General features: G+C 55.0%; 1 protein-coding gene. It reads right to left on the bottom strand.

The genetic code is table 11. The features are described from left to right. Positions 1-251 (bottom strand): BON domain-containing protein (locus tag ACTHS4_RS12220; protein ID WP_440366023.1); only part of this gene is annotated, 251 nt, incomplete at both ends.

Raw genomic sequence — 251 nt, 5'->3', positions numbered from 1 at the left:
ACAGGGTGGCGCGGACTTTGGATGTACCCCAGGTATCGTTGGTCACGTCGCCGAGTGAACGCGCTTGTGAGGCAACGGTAATGTAGTTGTAAACGCCTTCTGCGGCTTGTTCGGAACGGGCGATGCGTTCAACAAATTGTTTTTCGCCTTCGGTAGCCACTTGGCCGAGCAGGAGTAGGTGGCGGTTGTAGCCGACAACGTTCAGTTTGGGCTTGTAGCCTTGAACTTGGTTGTTTTGGCGCAGGTAGGAG

Source organism: Neisseria sp. P0014.S009, from assembly GCF_051958155.1.
Classification (GTDB): domain Bacteria; phylum Pseudomonadota; class Gammaproteobacteria; order Burkholderiales; family Neisseriaceae; genus Neisseria; species Neisseria flavescens_C.
Note: the sequence above shows the minus strand (reverse complement) of the source record. Positions and strands in the feature narration are given on the sequence as shown.